This window comes from Secundilactobacillus muriivasis, from assembly GCF_054785195.1.
In genome coordinates this window covers 1-16,101 of the sequence record NZ_BAABMI010000021.1, presented here as the reverse complement: position 1 = coordinate 16,101, position 16,101 = coordinate 1, and the positions used below count along the sequence as shown (strand labels likewise).

Annotated in this window: 21 protein-coding genes and 1 other annotated feature; all 21 genes read right to left on the bottom strand. The window is 48.2% G+C overall.

The genetic code is table 11. The features are described from left to right. Positions 1–5: 5 nt before the first annotated feature. The 21 genes from xseA to ACYVR3_RS05925 all read right to left on the bottom strand — a co-directional run bounded on the left by xseA (position 6) and on the right by ACYVR3_RS05925 (position 16,094). Entirely contained in the window at positions 6–1,352 is a 1,347-nt protein-coding gene (gene xseA / locus ACYVR3_RS06025; protein WP_461243499.1) for an exodeoxyribonuclease VII large subunit, read from the bottom strand. Further along, the gene (locus tag ACYVR3_RS06020; protein WP_461243498.1) at positions 1,339–2,205 is read right to left on the bottom strand and encodes a bifunctional 5,10-methylenetetrahydrofolate dehydrogenase/5,10-methenyltetrahydrofolate cyclohydrolase; all 867 of its coding nucleotides are present in this window, start codon (positions 2,203–2,205) and stop codon (positions 1,339–1,341) included. The genes xseA and ACYVR3_RS06020 overlap by 14 nt, the downstream gene beginning before the upstream one ends. A gap of 574 nt (positions 2,206–2,779) precedes the next feature. Continuing rightward, a complete protein-coding gene (nusB, locus tag ACYVR3_RS06015) occupies positions 2,780–3,202 on the bottom strand; it encodes a transcription antitermination factor NusB (protein ID WP_082405091.1) in 423 nt (140 codons plus the stop codon). Next, complete coding sequence (locus ACYVR3_RS06010; RefSeq protein WP_054736575.1) at positions 3,199–3,642, bottom strand: Asp23/Gls24 family envelope stress response protein; 444 nt, start codon at positions 3,640–3,642, stop codon at positions 3,199–3,201. Before ACYVR3_RS06010 ends, nusB begins: the two co-directional genes overlap by 4 nt. Before the next feature lie 36 nt (positions 3,643–3,678). After that, complete coding sequence (efp, locus tag ACYVR3_RS06005) at positions 3,679–4,239, bottom strand: elongation factor P (protein WP_057151926.1); 561 nt, start codon at positions 4,237–4,239, stop codon at positions 3,679–3,681. Positions 4,240–4,330: 91 nt separating this feature from the next. Next, positions 4,331–5,386, bottom strand: coding sequence for a M24 family metallopeptidase (locus tag ACYVR3_RS06000; RefSeq protein ID WP_461243497.1), 1,056 nt, complete (start codon positions 5,384–5,386; stop codon positions 4,331–4,333). 62 nt (positions 5,387–5,448) lie between these two features. Then, positions 5,449–5,745, bottom strand: a complete 297-nt coding sequence (rpmA, locus tag ACYVR3_RS05995) for a 50S ribosomal protein L27 (RefSeq protein WP_054736572.1) — start codon at positions 5,743–5,745, stop codon at positions 5,449–5,451. Positions 5,746–5,768: 23 nt separating this feature from the next. Further along, entirely contained in the window at positions 5,769–6,098 is a 330-nt protein-coding gene (locus tag ACYVR3_RS05990) for a ribosomal-processing cysteine protease Prp (RefSeq protein WP_054736570.1), read from the bottom strand. A 19-nt stretch (positions 6,099–6,117) separates the two neighbouring features. Then, entirely contained in the window at positions 6,118–6,426 is a 309-nt protein-coding gene (gene rplU / locus ACYVR3_RS05985) for a 50S ribosomal protein L21 (RefSeq protein WP_054736568.1), read from the bottom strand. Positions 6,427–6,448: 22 nt separating this feature from the next. Beyond that, positions 6,449–6,526, bottom strand: a sequence feature (ribosomal protein L21 leader region). A 71-nt stretch (positions 6,527–6,597) separates the two neighbouring features. Beyond that, complete coding sequence (gene accA / locus ACYVR3_RS05980) at positions 6,598–7,356, bottom strand: carboxyltransferase subunit alpha (RefSeq protein ID WP_461243496.1); 759 nt, start codon at positions 7,354–7,356, stop codon at positions 6,598–6,600. Beyond that, positions 7,353–8,213: an acetyl-CoA carboxylase carboxyltransferase subunit beta gene (locus ACYVR3_RS05975; RefSeq protein ID WP_461243495.1), complete on the bottom strand. Its 861-nt coding sequence runs from the start codon at positions 8,211–8,213 to the stop codon at positions 7,353–7,355. The genes accA and ACYVR3_RS05975 overlap by 4 nt, the downstream gene beginning before the upstream one ends. Beyond that, positions 8,213–9,589: an acetyl-CoA carboxylase biotin carboxylase subunit gene (locus ACYVR3_RS05970; RefSeq protein ID WP_461243494.1), complete on the bottom strand. Its 1,377-nt coding sequence runs from the start codon at positions 9,587–9,589 to the stop codon at positions 8,213–8,215. The genes ACYVR3_RS05975 and ACYVR3_RS05970 overlap by 1 nt, the downstream gene beginning before the upstream one ends. A gap of 9 nt (positions 9,590–9,598) precedes the next feature. Then, positions 9,599–10,048, bottom strand: a complete 450-nt coding sequence (gene fabZ / locus ACYVR3_RS05965) for a 3-hydroxyacyl-ACP dehydratase FabZ (RefSeq protein WP_082405090.1) — start codon at positions 10,046–10,048, stop codon at positions 9,599–9,601. An 11-nt stretch (positions 10,049–10,059) separates the two neighbouring features. Further along, the gene (gene accB / locus ACYVR3_RS05960) at positions 10,060–10,533 is read right to left on the bottom strand and encodes an acetyl-CoA carboxylase biotin carboxyl carrier protein (RefSeq protein WP_461243493.1); all 474 of its coding nucleotides are present in this window, start codon (positions 10,531–10,533) and stop codon (positions 10,060–10,062) included. 2 nt (positions 10,534–10,535) lie between these two features. Continuing rightward, on the bottom strand, positions 10,536–11,768 hold the full coding sequence (gene fabF, locus ACYVR3_RS05955; RefSeq protein WP_461243492.1) for a beta-ketoacyl-ACP synthase II: 1,233 nt from the start codon (positions 11,766–11,768) through the stop codon (positions 10,536–10,538). 12 nt (positions 11,769–11,780) lie between these two features. Next, a complete protein-coding gene (fabG, locus tag ACYVR3_RS05950) occupies positions 11,781–12,515 on the bottom strand; it encodes a 3-oxoacyl-[acyl-carrier-protein] reductase (RefSeq protein WP_461243491.1) in 735 nt (244 codons plus the stop codon). A 2-nt stretch (positions 12,516–12,517) separates the two neighbouring features. Next, entirely contained in the window at positions 12,518–13,450 is a 933-nt protein-coding gene (locus ACYVR3_RS05945) for an ACP S-malonyltransferase (RefSeq protein WP_461243490.1), read from the bottom strand. 1 nt (position 13,451) lies between these two features. Beyond that, positions 13,452–14,402, bottom strand: a complete 951-nt coding sequence (fabK, locus tag ACYVR3_RS05940) for an enoyl-[acyl-carrier-protein] reductase FabK (protein WP_461243489.1) — start codon at positions 14,400–14,402, stop codon at positions 13,452–13,454. Next, the gene (locus ACYVR3_RS05935; RefSeq protein WP_054736554.1) at positions 14,402–14,650 is read right to left on the bottom strand and encodes an acyl carrier protein; all 249 of its coding nucleotides are present in this window, start codon (positions 14,648–14,650) and stop codon (positions 14,402–14,404) included. Before ACYVR3_RS05935 ends, fabK begins: the two co-directional genes overlap by 1 nt. Positions 14,651–14,701: 51 nt before the next feature. After that, positions 14,702–15,679, bottom strand: a complete 978-nt coding sequence (locus ACYVR3_RS05930; RefSeq protein WP_461243488.1) for a beta-ketoacyl-ACP synthase III — start codon at positions 15,677–15,679, stop codon at positions 14,702–14,704. Positions 15,680–15,692: 13 nt separating this feature from the next. Next, positions 15,693–16,094: a MarR family winged helix-turn-helix transcriptional regulator gene (locus ACYVR3_RS05925; RefSeq protein WP_461243513.1), complete on the bottom strand. Its 402-nt coding sequence runs from the start codon at positions 16,092–16,094 to the stop codon at positions 15,693–15,695. Between the last annotated feature and the right edge of the window lie 7 nt (positions 16,095–16,101).

The window sequence follows — 16,101 nt, the reverse complement described above, 5'->3', positions numbered from 1 at the left end:
ATTAGTCAGTCCTTTTCATCGGGTTCAATTGTTTTAACTTCTGCGGTGGCATTCCCGTTCTTAAAGTGCATCGTCACGGCTTCGCCCACCTGTAACTCGTTCACATCAGCGACCACTTGGTCATCACGGGTCAAATAACTGTAACCACGACCCATGATTTTCAACGGGCTTAAGTAATCCAGCGATTGCGCTAATTCGGCAACCCGTTGCTGCTGTTGTTTGAAGTTTTGTAGGCTACCGCGTCGTAGCCGATCGGTTAAGGCGGTCACTAGCTGTTGCGATTGGGCAACCTGATTGGCCGGTGTGGCACTCTGCAACCGTTGCCGTAGCGCCGTCACTTGCGTCTGGGTCAACGTTAACTGGTGATCCATCGTTTGTTGCAGTTGGCGACTAAGTTGATCGACCTTTTGACTATAACCTTCATATAACCGTTCCGGCTGCTGAAAAACGTAGGCGGTTTTTAATTTGGTCAACTGTTCATTCAACATTGCCAGTTGGTGTTTAAAGGCATTTAACAACCGCACGCGATCTTGCTTCAATGCCAGTAACACATCACTCAACACCGGAACGGCTAATTCAGCCGCAGCTGTCGGGGTTGCTGCTCGAACATCCGCCACCAAATCAGCGATGGTCGTGTCAGTTTCGTGACCAACGGATGAAATGATGGGAATTCGACTATTAAAAATCGTTCGGGCTACTCGTTCTTCATTAAACGGCCAGAGGTCTTCAATCGACCCACCACCCCGACCGATAATCAGTGTATCAAAGTTGCCAAGTTGGTTGACGCGTTCAATTTGACGCACAATATCATCAGCCGCTTCATTGCCTTGTACCAGCGCCGGAAAAAGCACGATTTGGGCAATCGGATATCGCCGGCGAGTCGTGGTGATGATGTCTCGAATCACCGCGCCACTCGGACTGGTTACGACCGCAATTCGTTTAGGGAACCGCGGTAACGCCTTCTTAGGTGCTTTAAACAGGCCCTCCGCCGAAAGTTTTCGTTTCAACTGTTCATAGGCTTGATAAAATTGGCCCACACCATCTGGTTCCATTCGTTCAACGTAAATCTGATAGTTGCCGCTCGCTTCGTAAAGCGAGATGCGACCAACTACCATGACCTTCATTCCTTCTTCCGGGGTGAACTTTAACTTCGAAAACGCCGATTTAAACATGATGGCGCTAATTTTAGCGTGATCATCCTTTAAGCTAAAGTACTGATGGGCATTTCGACGTAACCGAAAGTTGGAAATTTCCCCCGTCAGATAAACCTTGCCCAAATACGGGTCGACATCAAATTTTCGTTTGATATAACTCGTCAGGGCACTGACTGTTAAATACTCACTTGGTTCCACGTGTCTCACTCCATTTAGCTAATTCAACCGTCTGTTGCATCAACGTGGCAATGGTCATTGGACCAACCCCACCTGGTACGGGGGTAATCAATCCAGCAACCTCCTTCACGCCGTCAAAGTCAACGTCTCCAGTCAGTTTACCGTTTTCGTCTCGATCCATCCCAACGTCAATCACAGTTGCACCCGGCTTCACATCGGCTGCCTGGATCAAGTGGGCAATTCCCGTGGCAACGACCAAAATATCGGCATCCCGGGTGTAGGCCATCATATCAGCCGTCTTAGAGTGAACAACGGTTACCGTTGCACTCGCATTCAGCAACAACGCCGCCATTGGTCGGCCCACAATGTTGGAACGACCAACAATCACCGCGTGCTTACCAGCAACGGGAACATGGTAAGCTTCAAGCATGGTCATAATGCCCTTGGGCGTGCACGAAACCGGAAAATCAAGTTGAGCGTTCGTATAGAGTTTACCGACGTTTTCAGGATGAAAACCATCGACATCCTTAGTTGGTGCAATGGCCCGGGTAATTGCCAACTCATCAATTTGTGATGGCAATGGTGATTGAACTAAGATACCGTGGACCTGATCATCTTGATTTAAAGTCTCAATCACTGCCAACAACTCTGCTTGAGTGGTCGTTTCTGGCAATGCTTTAATTTCAGAAATAATGCCGATTTGTTCAGCCTTTCGGTGCTTACTACGGACGTAAATTTCACTAGCAGCGTCACCACCAACAATGACTACCACAAGTTTGGGGGTAATGCCGATTTCTTTCAAAGCCGCCACTTCTGCTTTAGTTTTGGTATTGATCTGCTTTGCTAATTGTTTTCCATCTATCAACTCTGCCACGCGCGTCACCTTCACTACTCTTCATTTTAATTAAACTACCGTGTATTTTATCACATACCAGCCTGCCATTGGAACACCTGCGAATCAAGCTGGGCTGAATTATTGCGTTACTACTAGTTTAACATTTCTGTCACGGGCTAACTACGGTTGACATGCTGGAAATGTTTTTTGCTGTCGTTTGTGTCTAGCGATAGTGTGCGGAGCGAGACGGGTTGAGAGCAGTGTGCAAGGTAACATCGGTGAAGGCGCCTGGTCCTGGCGGTTTTACCGATGTTGCCTTGCATGCAGCTCTCAGTCTCGCGCAGCACCATTCGGCGTGGTGGCCAGAAAGCGCGTGGTTGACAAGTTCTTACAGTGACAGGAACCCTAGAAATGACAGTTCAAGTGGCGCCGAATTTTGTAGCCTGAGAGCGCTGGCTTTCATGCGACTTTGGCGAGCGAAGCGACGCCAAACAGCCAACACCCAAATCGCACCCAACACTTACGCTGGACACAAACAATACTCTAACCATATAAAAAACGGACCAAAGCCAACATCGCTTTGATCCGCTATTGAGCTTGATTAAGCAAAAGCCTAATCTTGCGTTTCGATTTCGTGTGATAACACACCGTTGATAAACCGGCGAGAACGATCATCACTAAATTGTTTTGATAGTTCCAGTGCTTCGTTGACTGCCACCCGCTTTGGAATGTCAGTTTGATATTCCAATTCGTAGAAGGCAAGTCGTAAAATCACCAAGTCGGTTTTCGCGATTCGGGGTAACGTCCACCCAGTTGTCAGATACTTTTTGATCAAGTCATCCAACTGTGCTTGGTTCGTCAACACTCCCGAAACTAATTGATCCAGATATGGCGGTACCGTGACTGGTTCGTCATCGGAATCAGTCAATAACTGCCGGTAAATCACCTGTTTATCCGCCTCAGGATTAGCATTCATTGCAAAGAGCGTTTGAAAGGCCCGAACGCGAATCTGGTGCCGTGTTAACTCTTCTGTCACTTATCTTCACCATTTTCACTTTCATCGTCGTCATCAAACAGGTTATTTGGATCAACTGCTTGAGTCGTTTTTTCCGGAATCACGCCTTCAATATGAACGTTAACTTCACTAAGTCGTAAATCTGTCATAAACAGTAACTGTTGCTTGACCTGCTCTTGAACAGCCAATGCGACTTTCGGCACCGACACACCGTAATTGAGATAGGCATACACATCAACGGACAACGTTTCATCCGTGAATGACAGCTTAACGCCCTTACCGCGTTCTTTTCGGCCAAATAATTCGTTAACACTGTTCGCCAGCGAACCCCGCATCCGGGCAACCCCGTCTACGTTACTAGCAGCAATGCCAGCAATGATTTCAAGAACTTGTGGTGCAACTTCGATATTCCCTAAAGCGGGTTCAGTTGCCTCTAAAACAATATTGGTATCTTCAGCCAATGAGTGAGCCTCCGTTTCAAAAAAAAGGTCAGATGCTTAGGCACGTGAAATGTAAGAACCGTCTTGCGTGTTGATTGATAACTTGTCACCTTCGTTAACGAAGAATGGCACTTGAACAACTAGGCCAGTATCCATCGTTGCGGGCTTTGAACCACCAGAAGCAGTGCTCCCCTTGATGCCTGGTTCAGTTGCGACAACCGTCAAGACAACCGTGTTAGGTACTTCGATGCCTAAGGTTTCGCTACCATATTGAACTAAACTAACTTCCATGTTTTCTTGCAAGTAGAGTAATTCGTTCTTAATTGCGTCGTCAGGAACGGAAACTTGTTCGTAGTTGTCCATGTCCATGAAGACCCGTGAATCGCCGTCAGCGTACAAATATTGCATCTTACGGGTGTTGATTGGGGCTTGTTCCATCTTGGCACCGGCCCGGAAAGTCTTTTCTTGAACGGCACCTGTCCGCAAGTTCTTTAACTTAGAACGAACAAACGCGCCACCCTTACCTGGCTTAACGTGCTGGAATTCAACAATCCGCCAAATTGCGTTGTCAACTTCGATAGTTAAACCGTTTTTAAAATCCGCTGTAGAAATAGCCATAACGATAAATTCCTCCTCAAAATCATTCAGTTATTATAATAGCAATTATACGCGTTAGATTGCAAGCTAGCGACTGAATTAATTCCCTATTTTATAGGATAATTAATCCAGTGTCACTCGCCGTTAAAACTTCACTATGCGTTGCTTGCACCAAAACGTCATCTTCGATTCTAACACCACCAACGTCGGGTAGGTAAATCCCCGGTTCAACGGTAACAATTTGATTGGCCTGCAGTGGTGTTTTTGCGCGCGTATTAATGTTTGGTCCTTCGTGGATCGCCAGCCCAATTCCGTGGCCAGTTCCGTGGTTAAAATAGGCCCCGTATCCGGCCTCAGAAATAATCTGACGGCCAATTTGATCCAATTGCCGCCCGGTTACGCCTGCTCGAACAGCTTCAATAATCGCACGTTGCGCGTCTTGGACAACCTGATACACTTCTTTTAACTGGGTACCAGGATCCCCAACCGCAACGGTTCGCGTCAAATCTGACGTATAGCCATCAACGAAGTAGCCAAAATCAACGGTCACGAGTTCACCAGCTTGAATCAACTTATCACTGGCAGCCCCGTGCGGCAATGCCGATCGATAACCACTGGCAACAATCGTTTCAAAGCTCGGCCCACTTGCACCTAACGTTTTCATGATGCAATCGAGTTGGTTCGCGACCCAACGTTCGCTGACCCCCGGTTTGATAACGGGTAAAAGTTTTTCAAACCCTTGGACCGCTAGCTTAGCCGATCGAGTGAGTATCGCAACTTCTTCAACCGACTTAATCGTTCGCAGCCGTTCAATTACTGCATCGACTGGTACAAGGACCATGCTTGTCAACTGCTTTAACCGAGCGAAAGTCCGGTAGGCAAGCTGATCCTCGAATCCTAGGGTCGTCACTTGGTGCTCGTGAGCTAACCGAATTGCCACCTCAAGATAGCTACGCGTAATGGCCACCTCAAATGGGTGTGGCGTTGCAGCAAGCGCCGTTGCGTACCGGTCATCCGTGACGAGAATCGTTATTTTAGCCGTCACCAAGACGAGACCATCACCATCAAAACCAGTGAGATAGCCCATATTAACCGGATCCGTCACTAATAACGCATCGATGCCTAATTGTTTAAAGGTTAGTTGCAGCTGTTGGAGTCGAGTTTCCACGTTATCCGCCTCGATTTGGAGAATTTTTTCAAAATAAAAAGGCCCCAGGGGCCTTTTTATTGTTATCTTGCTGCGGCTTCTGATACTGGGTATACAGAAACTTGGCGCTTGTCACGGCCCTTACGTTCGAAGCGAACGACACCGTCGACCTTTGAGAATAACGTATCATCGTTACCACGAGAAACGTTAACACCTGGGTAGATGTGCGTTCCACGTTGACGGTAAAGGATTGATCCGCTGGTAACAGTTGAACCGTCAGCAGCCTTCGTACCGAGACGACGTCCGGCAGAATCACGACCGTTGGCAGTAGAACCGCCCCCTTTATGGTGAGAGAAGAATTGTAAGTTCATTTCTAACATTGAGTTTCACCTCCATAAAAGATTTATCGAATTAGAATGTAATCCGAATATTGTTTTTCAACATCTAAAAGTCCATTTTCAAAACTTTGTAACAACGCCTGACTGATCCGTTCTTGGATGTAGTCATCAACTGGTGGCATCCGGAGACTTAAAAAGCCGCCTTCATCCGGCTTCGATACCACGATTGGGGTAACTGAAGCGACGGTTGATAATCCATTGACGGTACTGATCGATAAGGCAGATACAGCGGCACAGACGATATCACTACCGTAAGGGCCACTATCCGCATGACCGGTCAGCTTAAACCCGACAATCCGATTAGCGTCATCGTGTTCAAATGTTGCTTGTATCATTGTGAATCACCCACATTAATTAGGCGTTGATTGCGTCGATAACAACCTTGGTGTATGGTTGACGATGACCAACTTTCGTGTGTTGACCCTTCTTAGGCTTGTACTTGAAGGAAACAACCTTCTTTTCACGGCCTTGCTTTTCAACAGTCCCGGTAACAGTTGCACCGTCGACTAATGGGGCACCAACCTTAGTGGCGTCACCACCAACGAAAACAACTTGGTCAAAAGTGACCTTGTCGCCTGCCTTGGCGTCTAACTTTTCGACGTAAACAGCTTCACCTTGTTGAACACGGTATTGCTTACCGCCAGTTACGATAATTGCGTACATGTATGTGCACCTCCTTCATAAAAGTTTCACTCAGACTCGCCGAGAACAAGTGTCGGTTAACACCGAACTTAAAACTTGGCCCGTGCGGTTGCAGCTGTGGAAGTCCACAAATACAACAAATTGCATTTTACTAGAAAAAACGACCAACGTCAACCCTTTCAGGTCCTAAACTTAAAACTTTCTGAAAAAGCGTTGCCGTTCTTGAAGCCGTTCGGCCGTATCTTGTGCACTGAGTTGAGTGAGTTCCGTTATAATTGCTTGTTTTAATTTTGGACTGCGTAACCACGCGTCCGGAATAATTCGGTGAATCGCATGTTGCTTCAGTAGCCATTCTGGGGTGAGTCGCATCAGTTCAGCGGCTTCATCAGCCCGATGCGCATCCTTCCACATGATTGCGGCGAACCCTTCTGGGGATAAAATCGAATACATACTATTTTCTAACATCCAGATTTGATCTGAACAAGCCAACGCTAAGGCACCGCCCGAACCGGCTTCACCAATAATAATGGTTAAGATTGGAACGGTGATCGCTAACATCTCGCGGATGTTCTTGGCAATCATCTGCCCCTGTCCAGCCGCTTCGGCATCCGCCCCAGGATAGGCCCCCGGCGTGTTGATCAACGTTATAATAGGAAAGTTTAACTTTTCTGCTAAATGCATCACACGAAGCGCCTTACGATAGCCAGCGGGTTCGGGGCTCCCGAAGTGAGTCGCCAACCGTTCTTCAAGGGTGTTGCCCTTCTGGGTCGCAATAATCGCCACTGACTGGCCATTTAAGGTTGCTAAGCCAGCAATAATTGCGGAATCATCACCCGTTAACTGGTCACCATGGCATTCAAAAAAATCATCGACTAACGCTTCGATGATTTCGGTTGTATTGGCCTTTTGATCGCTTCGAGCGCCCGTTACGATTTGTGAGGTTTGTGTCATTTTATGGTCCCCCATTTCGGTGCGTTAAAAATCGTCAGTAACTGACCCAGACGTTTGGCAAGTTGATCACGAGGCACAATTTCATCAATGAAGCCGCGTTTTAAGCTATTTTCAGCACTCTGAAAATCGTCCGGTAACTGCTTATTGATGGTTTGTTCGATCACCCGTTTGCCCGTAAAGCCAATCAGCGCCTGTGGTTCAGCTAAGGTGATATCCGCTTGCGTCGCAAAACTAGCGGTGACCCCGCCAGTCGTTGGATCCATCAGAACCGAAATATACGCAAGACCGGCATCACCATGCTGATTGACGGCCTGAGAGATTTTCGCCATTTGCATCAACGAATAAATCCCCTCTTGCATCCGCGCACCACCAGAGGCTGTCAGGAGCACCACCGGCAGTTCTTGCTCAGTTGCCCGCTCAAATAACCGGGTAATCCGTTCGCCATTGGCGGTTCCAAGACTCCCCATGATGAATAGCGGGTCCATGATTCCCAACGCCGTCTGTTGCCCATTAATCGTTGCAAGGCCAGTGAGCACCCCATCTTTAAGATGAGTGGCACTCTGGGCTTTTTTTAATTTCGCTTCGTAATCCGGAAACTGTAGTGGATCATCGGAACTAATGTCGGCATCCCACTCCTCAAAGTGCTTCGTCAGCATCTTAAGTCGCCGGTGAGCCGTTACCCGAAACCCGTATCCGCATTCTGGACAAACTCGGTACTGGCCAGCTCGTTTAAAGTAAAAACTAGCGTGACACCGAGGGCACTGCATCCAAATACCGTTAGGCACCTGCGCTTGGTAGTGTTTCAAAATCGATAATGATTCGGATGAAAACCGCTTTACGTGTTCGCCAAACGACATTACGACACCTCCTTAACCAATTGTGATTTAAATCTTGGTAAGAAAGCTTCCGTTACGTAGTTCGTCGTGGCCGTACCCGCTTGCACAGTCGGATCACTTAACAGTGCCGTCAAAAAAAGTTGGTTGGACGCAATGCCACTTAACTCAAATTCAGACAACGCTTCAGTTAACTTAGCCAAAGCTTCAGCATAAGTACCAGCGTGGGCGATTAACTTAACCACCATGGAATCGTAAAACGGTGAGATCATATCACCGCTGGTAATCCCGCTATCAACCCGAATACCGGGGCCGCCTGGTAATTTCAGTTGCTTAACGACCCCAGCTTGTGGCATAAAGTCCAAGTTAGGATCTTCGGCATTGACCCGGGCTTCAATTGCAGCGCCATTCAGTTGAATGTCCGCCTGTTCAAACGGCAGTGGTTCACCGGCAGCAACGCGAATCTGTTCCTTGACGAGGTCCACGCCGGAAACGGCTTCGGTAATCGGGTGTTCAACCTGAATCCGGGTGTTCATTTCCATAAAATAGAAATGATGGTCTTGATCCATCAAGAATTCAATCGTTCCGGTGTTGAGGTACCCGATTTGAGTCGCCGCCCGAACCGCAATCTGTTGTAATGTCTCACGTTCGGTCGCTGTCATCGTCACACAAGGACTGATTTCCAACACCTTTTGTTGTTTGCGTTGCAGTGAGCAATCCCGTTCCGGAAACGCCACCACGTGACCAAACTGATCCGCAAACACCTGAACTTCAATGTGCTTAGCTGGCGCAACAATTTTTTCCAAATACATCCGGCTATCGCCAAATGACAATTCAGCTTCTTGAGTTGCGTCCCGGTAAGCTGATGACAGCTCATCCGGTGCTTCAACGCGACGAATACCTTTACCACCGCCACCAGCGGCCGCTTTCAACATCACAGGGTAGCCCACTTGATCGGCAACCGCTAACGCATCAGCCTCATCCTTTAAAAAGCCGGTACTGCCAGGAATAACTGGCACGTCAGCCGCCTGCATTTGACTTCGGGCATTGGCCTTATTGCCCATCAACGCAATGGTTGCGGGTTTGGGACCGATAAACGTAATCTGGCACGTTTCACAAAGTTCGGCAAAATCCGAGTTTTCCGACAAGAAGCCGTACCCCGGATGAATCGCTTGGGCGCCGGTTAACACCGCTGCACTCACAATGTTTTGCATATTGAGATATGAATCGGCAGGCTGTGGCCCACCAACACAAACAGCTTCATCCGCTAACTTGACGTACTGAGCATCCGCATCCGCCGTTGAATACACGGCTACTGATTGAATACCAAGTTCCCGTAATGCCCGAATAATCCGTACAGCAACTTCCCCACGATTGGCAATCAATACTTTTTCAAACATGCTTGTCACCTACCCGATCATGAAGGTGAGGTCTCCGGAGCAAACTTTGTGGTCATCAACGTAGGCGATTCCGTGACCGAGTCCTGCGTTACCGCGAACCTTATCCAAAGTTACTTCTAACCGAAGCGTATCACCAGGCTTAACCATCTGACGGAATTTGACCCGTTTTAACCCACCGAAGTACGCCGTCTTGCCCTTAAATTCATCAAGGGTCAATAGGGCAATCGCCCCGGCTTGTGCCATCGCTTCAACGATTAAAACGCCAGGCATCACTGGGTTACCAGGAAAATGGCCCTGGAAGAAGGCTTCGTTGACCGAAACGTTCTTCTTAGCAATGACACTTTCCCCTGGCACAACGTCCAATACCCGATCCACTAACAGCATTGGGTAACGGTGCGGTAAAATTTTTTGAATCTCAACAACGTCTAACGTTCTTGGTTCTCTTGCTTCTTCTGACAACTTCGTTCACCTCATTTAGATACTTTAAACAGTGGTTGATCAAACTCAACGACTTCTTCATTTTCAACTAAGATCGACGTAATCTTCCCAGCAACCTTACTCTTAATTTCGGTCATCATCTTCATGGCTTCGATCACACAAACCACTTCGCCAACTTGAACCGTGTCACCAACCTGCTTGTATGCTGGTTTATCTGGTGACGGTTGTAAGTAGATGACGCCGACAAGCGGTGCCTTGATTGCTTCTTCATTGACGGCTGGATCAGTTGCTGATTTAGCCGGTTCAGTCGTATCAGCCGCGGTCACCGCTGGCACGTTACTCGTTGTTTCTGGTGCTACCGCTTTGGCTGGTGCTTCACTCGCTGAATGTTGTGTCGTTCGATTCTTATTCAGGTACAGGTGAAGATCTTGGTAGTTTAAATCAATTTCGCGAATATCACTGGCATCAATTTGATCAATAATGGCTTGAATTTCTTCCAAAGTCATAACTAATCCGCCCACTTTCTAAACGCTAATACGGCGTTGTGACCACCAAATCCGAAGGAATTACTGATTGCATAGTCAACCGCTGTATTGCGGTTATCATCGTTGACTAAGTTAACGTCACAGTTAGGATCTTGTTCCGTTAAACCAACGTTAACTGGTAACTGACCAGCTTGAAGGGCTGAAATCGTAGCAACTGCTTCAATCGCGCCCGCAGCACCTAGCAAGTGTCCCGTCATACTCTTGGTACTTGAAACCAACACATCACTATCTTGGCCAAATACTTGGTTGATAGCAGCCGATTCCGCACTATCGTTGCCCATTGTTGCAGTCCCGTGAGCGTTGACGTAACCCACTTGCGCTGGCGTAACGTCTGCTTCATCGATAGCTAATTGCATTGCCCGCGCAGCTTGCGTCCCGGCTGGATCTGGTGACGTCATGTGATAAGCATCTGAGGTTGCACCGTAACCCACAACTTCGCCTAAGATTTCGGCACCACGCGCTTGGGCATGTTCGAGCGATTCCAAGATCAATGTCCCGGCACCTTCACCCATCACAAAGCCCAACCGATTGGCGTCAAATGGTAGTGAGGCTTTAGTTGGATCGGTGGCCGTTGACAGCGTTGATAACGCCGCAAAGCCGGCAATTCCGATTTCGTTGATGGAAGCTTCAGAACCACCAGTAATCATCACCTGCGCGCGACCTTCTTTGATCTGACGGAAGGCTTCCCCGATAGCGTTGGTCCCTGAGGCACAGGCCGTCACGATGGTGGTACAAATGTTCTTAGCGTGGTAACGAATCGCAATGTTACCCGAGGCCATGTTTGAGATCGCCGTTGGCACAAACATTGGCGATACCCGTTGAGGGCCCTTCTCATTCATCTTAGTAACCTGTTCTTGAATGGTCGTTAAGCCACCGATTCCAGAGCCGTAGATCACACCAAGCTGTTCAGCTTCCGTATTCTCTTCAGTGATTCCGGCTTGTTCAATCGCTTCAGCAGTTGCGTACACCGCATATTGACTGAAGGTATCCATCCGCCGAAGGTCCTTTTTACCTAACCGGGTCAACGGTTCGAAATCCGTTAATTCCCCAGCCAACGTAATACCCGTTTCACTCGCATCAAAGTGCGAAATTAGGTTAAACCCAACCTTCGAAGCAGCTAAACCTGCTTGAAATTCATGGACATCATTGCCGATTGGCGTGAGTGCCCCCATTCCTGTAATCACAACTCTTGGCATAGTATTCGCTCCTTATTGCATTGTTAAACCGCCGTCAATGGTGACGGTTTGTCCGGTAACGTAATCATTTTCTGCTAAAAACAGGGCAGCGTGCGCCACTTCTTCAACCTGACCAAACCGCTTGAGTGGGATTTGGGCCAAAATGCCGTCTTTCACCTTATCACCCAATTGGGCCGTCATGGCCGTGTCGATCATTCCTGGCGCAATGGCGTTGCAGCGAATGCCCCGCATTGCGGCCTCTTTGGCGACCGATTTGGTCAACCCAATAATACCGGCCTTACTAGCAGCGTAGTTGGCCTGCCCGATGTTGCCGGTTAGGCCAATGACACTTGCTAGGTTAATAAACACGCCCGAACGCTGTTTGTACAGTGGTCGTAAACACGCCTTGATCACGTTAAACGTTCCAGTTAAGTTCGTATCGATCACGGTTGCAAAATCATCGGTACTCATCCGATTAAGCAACTTATCGTTAACGATTCCCGCGTTGTTCACGACAACGTCAAGGTGATCAGTCACCGTGTAAATTTGGTCGATCATTGCCTTCACCGTTTCCGGGTCGGTAATGTCTGCTGAGATATCCCAGCAATCAACCCCAAACTGCTTAATCGATTGCACCGTTTCTTCACTAGCCGCATGGCGACCATTTAACACGATTGCTGCACCCTTCTTCGCAAAGGCCTGCGCAATTGCAAGGCCGATACCCTGTGTACTCCCCGTGACGAGGACGGTTTTTCCTGAAAGTTCCATCGTTACTTCCCTTCCAACACCTTTAGCGTGTCTTCAAGTGTTTCAAGACTATCAACGTGACAGTAATTAAGGCCCTTAACCGTTTTTCTTGCAAAACTCGTTAACGTCTTCCCTGGTCCCAGCTCGATCACCGTATCCAATTGGCCATCAAGCGTTTGTAACGCGGTGGCAAAGTGGGTCGTTGACACAAGTTGGGTCGTCAAAGTCGTCGTCATGTCTGCCGTAACAAACGGCTGTTGGGTCGTATTACTGATCACCGGGAACTGACCATCTTGCCAGTTGGTTTTTAAAAGCGCCTCGTGAAGCGGTGCCTGTGCCGGCTGCATCAGTGGCGTATGAAAGGCGCCACTCACGTTCAACGGCACGATTCGCTTCACGTCATGTTCAGTGAGGTAAGCGGTCGCCGCTTCAACGGCAGCGACTTCCCCACCAATGACGACTTGCTTTGGCGTGTTTACGTTGGCGATCGTTACGATGCCCTTCGTTGATGCGGCTTCACACGCTTCTTTGATCAAGTCCAAGGACGTGTTCATCACGGCGGCCATTTGACTCGCCGTTTGCTCACTGGCTTGTTGCATCAATTCACCACGTAATTTCACCAACGTCAACGCATCATCAAGTGCCACGTTCCCCGCACAAGCTAACGCACTGTATTCACCAAGGCTAAGTCCGATTCCCGCAACCACGTTGTCTAATTGTGGTTGGATCACCTGATACAAGGCTGCACTCATGGCAACGATTGCCGGTTGCGCATACTGCGTCTGGTTGAGTAACGTTTCTTGGTCGGCGTCAAAATACAGTTTGGGTAAGTCAATCGACAACACGTCACTCGCATGATCGATTGCCGCTCGATAAGTTGCATTTTGCTCGTACAACGATTGGCCCATGCCCGTTTTTTGAGCGCCTTGACCGCTAAATAATAATCCGATTCGCACCTTATTCACGTCCCATCAACTGATTAGCTTGGGTATAGACGTCCGCTAAAATGTCAGCTGCTGATTCTGCTTTGGTCACCATGCCGGCAACCTGACCAGCCATATAGGCGCCGGTCGTGGCATCACCAGTCAACACGGCATTTCGAAGACTGCCATTTCCAATTTGTTCAACTTCAGTAAAATCAGGATGTGCCTTCGCAGCTTCCGCCTTTTCTAAGCGCATAAACTGCTTGGCCATCTTGTTTTTAAGCACTCGGGCTGGATGACCAGCATACTCGCCAGTCACGACTGTATCGATATCTTTAGCCTTCAAGACCGCCTGTTTATAGTCGGGATGAATCTTGGATTCAGTGGCCACCAAAAAGCGGGTTCCCATCTGCACGCCAGCAGCGCCTAGCATAAAGGCCGCGGCTAAGCCACGACCATCAGCGATACCACCGGCAGCAATCACAGGAATATCTACTGCGTCAACAACTTGTGGCACCAGCGCCATCGTTGTCAATTTGCCAATGTGACCACCTGATTCCATGCCTTCTGCTACAACGGCATCCGCACCGACCCGTGCCATCCGTTTAGCTAACGCAACTGATCCCACAACTGGAATCACTTTGATGTTAGCAGCCTTAAACGCTGGCAGATACCGGGATGGATCCCCGGCACCCGTCGTCACAACGGTAATGTTATCCTGTTCCGCCAAAATCACCTCAACCACGTCAGCCACGTGTGGCGACAATAGCATGACGTTTACCCCAAAGGGCTTATCCGTCAGTGACTTGGCAATTTGAATCTCGTCGTGAACGACTTGACCAGAAGCATGGCCAGCACCGATGATACCCAGACCACCGGCATTTGAAACCGCAGCAGCTAACCGACCATCAGCGACCCAGGCCATCCCACCCTGAAAAATCGGGTAAGTCAGACCGAGTGATTGCATGAATGGATCTAACGGCATTAGTCTTGTTCCTTGCCTAATTGGGCTTCAACGAACTTCACTAAGTCAGACACTGTTTCAATGCCTTCTTCAGTTTCAATCTTGATGTCGAATTCGTCTTCGATTTCGTTGATCACTTCAAAGATGTCCAAGCTATCAGCATCTAAGTCTTGTTTGATGTTAGTAGTCATCGTTACCTTTTCAGCATCTTCACCTGTTTGTTCCACGATAATTGCTTGTACCTTTGAGAAAATTTCGTCGTTAGTCATAATATGTTATCCCCTTAATTAAATGTGTTAGTTTTGTGTGTTTAACTTAATTTAATACTGAATCAATTGGGTGCCAATGGTCAGGCCACCACCAAATCCGCTTAACGCAATGGTTTGGCCACGCTGAATCGTCCCGTTACGAACTGCTTCATCCAATAAAATCGGGACGCTAGCAGCCGATGTATTGCCGTAATTGGCGACATTGCTTAAAAATTTATCGGTTGGCTGTGCCAGTCGTTTCGCAATCTGATCAATGATGCGTTGATTAGCTTGATGAAGCAAAAAATAATCAACGTCCTTAACCATTAAAAAACTTGCGGTAACCGCCCGTTCGATTGAACGTGGCACATCGTGCGTTGCAAACTTGTAAACTGCACGACCATCCATTTCAAAATAGCGTTGATGAGGATCAGTTGCATCCGTTGCAAACGGTGACGTCACAGGTTGGTACCCTGCTGTTAACCGATCACCTAATTCACCGAGCGTCTGCAAGTCGCTGGCCAAAAACTGGGAGGTTGTCTCATCAGATTGCTCTAACAACACCCCACCAGCGCCATCACCAAACAAAACAGCCGTTGAGCGTTCCTGCCAATCAACTAGCTTAGACAAGACTTCACCGCCAATTAATAGGCCGCGATGACAGTCACCAGCAAGTAGATCCTTGGCAACCCGAAGACCATAAATGAACCCGGAACACGCCGCACTTAAATCAAACGCAAACGCATGTTGTGCGTGAATTCGATTTTGAACGATTGCCGCCGTCGCCGGTGTCATATAGTCTGGTGACATCGTCGCCACGATGATGAAGTCCAAGTCATCAGCTGACCACCCGGATTGCGTGAGTAGCTGCTGCGCAACCGATGTACATAAATCAGCCGTTGTTTGACCAGTTGACACATGGCGCTGCCGAATCCCAGTCCGACTGCTGATCCATTCATCCGAAGTATCCATGTACTGTTTTAACTCGTCGTTTAAAACCACCTTGTCAGGAACTTCATGGGCAGTTTGCACAATTCTAATTCCTGCCATTCAACTAAACTCCTTACTTGTTGATCGTTGAATCTGTAAATTCCAGAAACGCCTGAAGGTTCAGGAGCGCCTTTTCAATAAACTGAACTTGAACATCGTCCATGTCTTGAATAAAGCTTTGAACCATATGCCGATGAAACGACTCATGAGCCCGAAAAATCAACCGACCGCGTCTGGTCAATCCCAGCCGAACGAAGCGTCGATCATCGTCACTTCGAAGCCGAACGACATACCCTTTTCGTACCAAATGGTTGACCATTGTGGTTAGCGTTCCCGGGGTAATTCGCAACTGTTGCGCCACCTGCGACGTCGTTTTATGTTCATACATCGTAATGGCATCAATGGCGTGAACTTCCTTGATTGAAATATCTTGAAACCGACTCTTCTTCAGTTCGAGTTCTTCAACCCGTAAAATATCACCG